General features: G+C 60.9%; 7 protein-coding genes. 6 read left to right on the top strand and 1 reads right to left on the bottom strand.

All coding sequences use genetic code 11. The features are described 5' to 3' along the window. The first annotated feature begins 198 nt into the window (after window positions 1-198). The 3 genes from ABSG20_RS32645 (at window position 199) to ABSG20_RS32635 (ending at window position 1,341) form a co-directional block, all read left to right on the top strand. Complete coding sequence (locus ABSG20_RS32645) at window positions 199-456, top strand: type II toxin-antitoxin system Phd/YefM family antitoxin (RefSeq protein ID WP_423868572.1); 258 nt, start codon at window positions 199-201, stop codon at window positions 454-456. Then, the gene (locus ABSG20_RS32640; protein ID WP_423868571.1) at window positions 453-836 is read left to right on the top strand and encodes a type II toxin-antitoxin system VapC family toxin; all 384 of its coding nucleotides are present in this window, start codon (window positions 453-455) and stop codon (window positions 834-836) included. Before ABSG20_RS32645 ends, ABSG20_RS32640 begins: the two co-directional genes overlap by 4 nt. 244 nt (window positions 837-1,080) lie before the next feature. Continuing rightward, the gene (locus ABSG20_RS32635; RefSeq protein WP_423868570.1) at window positions 1,081-1,341 is read left to right on the top strand and encodes a ribbon-helix-helix domain-containing protein; all 261 of its coding nucleotides are present in this window, start codon (window positions 1,081-1,083) and stop codon (window positions 1,339-1,341) included. A 180-nt stretch (window positions 1,342-1,521) separates the two neighbouring features. On the opposite strand, the gene ABSG20_RS32630 is transcribed toward ABSG20_RS32635, so the two are convergent. After that, complete coding sequence (locus ABSG20_RS32630; protein WP_423868569.1) at window positions 1,522-1,758, bottom strand: hypothetical protein; 237 nt, start codon at window positions 1,756-1,758, stop codon at window positions 1,522-1,524. Window positions 1,759-1,784: 26 nt separating this feature from the next. Between ABSG20_RS32630 and ABSG20_RS32625 the strand changes: the two genes are divergently transcribed. From ABSG20_RS32625 to ABSG20_RS32620, 3 genes are all read left to right on the top strand, one after another. After that, on the top strand, window positions 1,785-2,534 hold the full coding sequence (locus ABSG20_RS32625; RefSeq protein WP_423868568.1) for a Fic/DOC family protein: 750 nt from the start codon (window positions 1,785-1,787) through the stop codon (window positions 2,532-2,534). Further along, the gene (locus tag ABSG20_RS34900) at window positions 2,518-3,003 is read left to right on the top strand and encodes an SUMF1/EgtB/PvdO family nonheme iron enzyme (protein WP_490338353.1); all 486 of its coding nucleotides are present in this window, start codon (window positions 2,518-2,520) and stop codon (window positions 3,001-3,003) included. Before ABSG20_RS32625 ends, ABSG20_RS34900 begins: the two co-directional genes overlap by 17 nt. A 100-nt stretch (window positions 3,004-3,103) precedes the next feature. Continuing rightward, window positions 3,104-3,232, top strand: a complete 129-nt coding sequence (locus tag ABSG20_RS32620; protein ID WP_423868567.1) for a hypothetical protein — start codon at window positions 3,104-3,106, stop codon at window positions 3,230-3,232. The last annotated feature ends 264 nt before the right edge of the window (window positions 3,233-3,496 follow it).

Here is a 3,496-nt window from a genome sequence, read left to right as displayed (position 1 = left end):
ATGAGGGCATAAGCTCCCCTCCCCCCGCGCGCATCGCGCGTGGCGGGGAGGGGTCGGGGGTGGGGGGTGGCGCGCCGTTCACCGAAGCAGGGTGGGAGTGCCTTGATCGGCTTCTTCAGCTTTGATTATTGATTTGGACCAATAACTAGTCTAAGTTTTGTTTGTTGCTGTGCAAGTATTTCGAAGCGGGAGCGGGCCGTGCAGGTTTCGGTAAGCGACGCCAAGGGGCAATTGACTGAGCTGGTTCGGCGTGCCGAGGCCGGCGAGGAGATAGTGTTGACGCGACATGGCCATGCCGCTGTTCGGCTGGTGCCGGTCAGGCCAATGCAAGACCGGCAATCCCGCAGGGCGCTGCTCGATGCCGTACGCGCGTCCGCCGCTGCCAAGGCTGTGGCTGGGCCGAGCGCCAGCCGCAGCCAGGATTTCCTGTACGGCGACGACGGGCTGCCGGGATGATCGCCGTCGATACGTCCGCGCTGATGGCGATCGTGCTGAACGAGGCGGCGGCAGATGCCTGCATCGGGGTGCTCGAAGCCGAACACGACCTGCTGATCTCCGCAGGCTCGGTGGCAGAGGTGCTGATCGTCTCAGCCCGGCGCAATGTCGGCGAGGACATGGCGCGACTGATCGATGGACTGGGTTTCGAGGTTGTCAGCGTGACGGCCGCGTCGGCACGGCGCGTCGCGAAGGCCTACGAGAGCTGGGGCAAGGGCATGCACCCGGCGGGGCTGAACTGGGGCGACTGCTTCGCCTATGCGGTGGCGAAGGAATATGATTGCCGCCTGCTGTTTGTCGGTGACGATTTTAGGAAGACCGATATCGAGAGCGCGATTTGAAGCATTGCGAAAGGCCTTGCTTGTTCGCGTGTGCAAGCGGAGTAAGTTGTTCAACTCAATCCTTAGCCGTCGTCACGGCCAAGAGAGTGGACGGGTCCCGCCTCTGGCCGGCCCGATGACAGGCTCGCGAGCGCGAGCGCGAGCGCATGGCTTGCCGCAGAAGTGCGACAATGGTTGGAACCGGACTATTGTCGATGGTGTCAAGAAGTAGTAAGATGTGCTCTCTTAATGAAGCGGAGGTAGCGTGGCATCTGTCGAAAAAGTAAGCGTGGCGTTGACGAACGAGCAAATTTCGGCGCTTAAGGCGGCAGTAGAGGCAGGCGAGTACGCCACCACGAGCGAGATCGTGCGCGAAGCCGTGCGTGACTGGCAATTGAAGCGTGAACTTCGCCAGGAAGATATCAAGCGGCTGCGGCAGATGTGGGATGAGGGCGTTGCCAGCGGCTCCGTCGGCGAAGTGGATATGAAGAAGCTGCGCAAAGAGGCCCGCGAGCGGCTGGATTAAGATCCTTACGTCCTGAGCAAGGCAGCTGACAAAGTCACGTTCCAGAGTCGGTCCGCCGAAGGCGGACGTTTTTTTCGCGCCGCGGCCATCCGCTCAGCGAGTCACTGATCGAGGTGACTTAGACGCGCGACCGGCGTAGGCTGGAAACGAGGGTTTTCGTGCAATTTCGACGGAAATATGCTACACTGAAATCAAAGGTGACACATGCTGGGAACCTCTAAAAGCGACGCGGCGGCGGCCATTCGCACTTTGGCCGAACGGCATAAGGTTGCCTATGCCGAGACGGCATCCGACGTTTTGGGCCACCACATCACGCGGCTTGCCGGCGACGACGTTGAGCTTGACGAAACCGAACTGCTTTTGCTCGCCCTCGAACGGGCTGGCCATATCAGTCCTGTTGATGCCGTGCGTCTTCATGCGGACTATCTACATCAAGCGAAACCGTGACCTTCGATCCGTTCGGTGATTTCGAAACGCGTGGATACCTGCGAAACATCGCGGGAGAAAAAGACCTCGAAATCGTCAAGCGGCTCGAGCATCGATCGTTTCTGGCGAAACTCGATCAGGCGTTCAAAGACCTCTCGCAGGTCAAACATCTTTCCTATCGCGATGTGCTTGCAACGCATAAGGCGCTCTTCGAAGCCGTGTACCCTTGGGCGGGACAGGACCGTGCGCAAACCGCGCCGGACAAAGCCATTAGCAGAGGCTCCGTGCTCTTTGCTCACCCGGATGATGCGAAACCTGCCGTCGATCACGCTTTACGGATGGTCCAGGATAAAGCGCTGATGGCGGATAAACCCGGCGAGGTGATGGGATATCTTGCCTACGGGCACCCATTCCTCGACGGCAACGGCCGGACCATCATGGTTGTCCATGCCGAACTCGCGCAGCGAGCGGGAATCAGCGTCAATTGGGCGGCGACCGACAAGTCGGAATATCTCAACGCGCTGACGCGCGAGTTGGACCGTCCGGAAAAGGGACATCTTGACGCCTATCTCAAGCCATTTGTTGGCCCGGCCATTGGCCGCGAAGAGCTTTCAGGCCATATTGCGCGCGCGCCGGGGATCGGGGGCGACGCGAAGGAGCCGCTTGGCGCTAACGAAGTCCTTGGCAAGTTCAGCGATCCCGCCTTGCAGGCGCGCTATCGGCATCAAGTAGAGCAGCGCGGCGAGAAAGATAATCCGGCATCCTGAGAGCTGGCGCGCCAAGGCCTATCGCCGATGTTTGTCGAAGGTGACCTCGAAGTCCTATCGATTGCCATCCGCGGCCGAATGGGAGCTTTGCTGCCGGGCCGGCACCACAACCGGGTTCTTTGTAATCCTTGCCGCAACTTTATCCCCGTCCTTGCGAGCTCTGCGAAGCAATCCATGGTCACCTCGGAACGAAAGCCGGATGGCTTCGCGCTGGCGTGCCTGCAATGACGTCTTGATCTTGCGACGTAAGAAAGACGTGGATGGCCGGGCCTTCGCCGCGCCGAAGGGGCTTCGGCCCCTCAGGGGGACGAAGCCCGGCCATGACGGTGGAAGGGTCATCGCCAAGACCAGCTGGTTTGGGTCACGCGGATACCTTTCGCCTCAGACAGATCGTAGGGTGGGCAAACAAAGCCAACGGGTCGCGCGAATGCGCGGGTCGATGGCGTGCCCACCTTCTTTTCGCATCTGAAATGGTGGGCACGGCGCAAGCGCGCCTTTGATTTGCCCAACCTACCAAAGCTCCCGCGGCCGGTAGCGCGTGCCGCGCGACCGCTTGCCGCGCCGGTACGATGACATCTGCCGAGTTCGACGAAAGGATCGGCGCCTGGATCGCGCGAGCCAGCCACGCCGATACGTTCCGGCTGCGGCAGTCGCTGTTCGAGAAGACGCGGTATGACCCTTGGCCGGGAGATGTCTGACCGGGGTAGAACATTCCGGCGCCAACTCGCGTGACGTGTCCGGCCGTCCCGGGCTAGTGTAGCCGCGTTCAGCGGAGCGGATCGGGCTGCATGCCGGGAAAGATATTCATCAACTATCGGCGCGCGGACGACCCGGGCTTTACCACGGCGCTTTATCAGCGGCTTGAAGCCGAGTTCGGCGCTGAAGACCTGTTCATGGATGTGGAGGGCCACATCAAGCCCGGGGATGACTTCGCCGTCGTGATCAATGCCCAGGTGGCCGCG

The sequence above is a fragment of the Bradyrhizobium sp. genome (assembly GCF_049512235.1).
In the GTDB taxonomy this organism is placed as follows: Bacteria; Pseudomonadota; Alphaproteobacteria; order Rhizobiales; family Xanthobacteraceae; genus Bradyrhizobium.
The sequence above is the reverse complement of the archived record's forward strand: the minus strand, read 5'-3'. Positions and strand labels throughout refer to the sequence as shown.

What these genes read in the sequence shown, in the direction of transcription:
- ABSG20_RS32630 (WP_423868569.1), bottom strand. Translation starts at nt 1,758, where the DNA reads ATGAAGACGCACGGCATCAACAGGACTGATATGGCCAGCCCGTTCGAG.
- ABSG20_RS32620 (WP_423868567.1), top strand. Translation starts at nt 3,104, where the DNA reads ATGACATCTGCCGAGTTCGACGAAAGGATCGGCGCCTGGATCGCGCGA.
- ABSG20_RS32640 (WP_423868571.1), top strand. Translation starts at nt 453, where the DNA reads ATGATCGCCGTCGATACGTCCGCGCTGATGGCGATCGTGCTGAACGAG.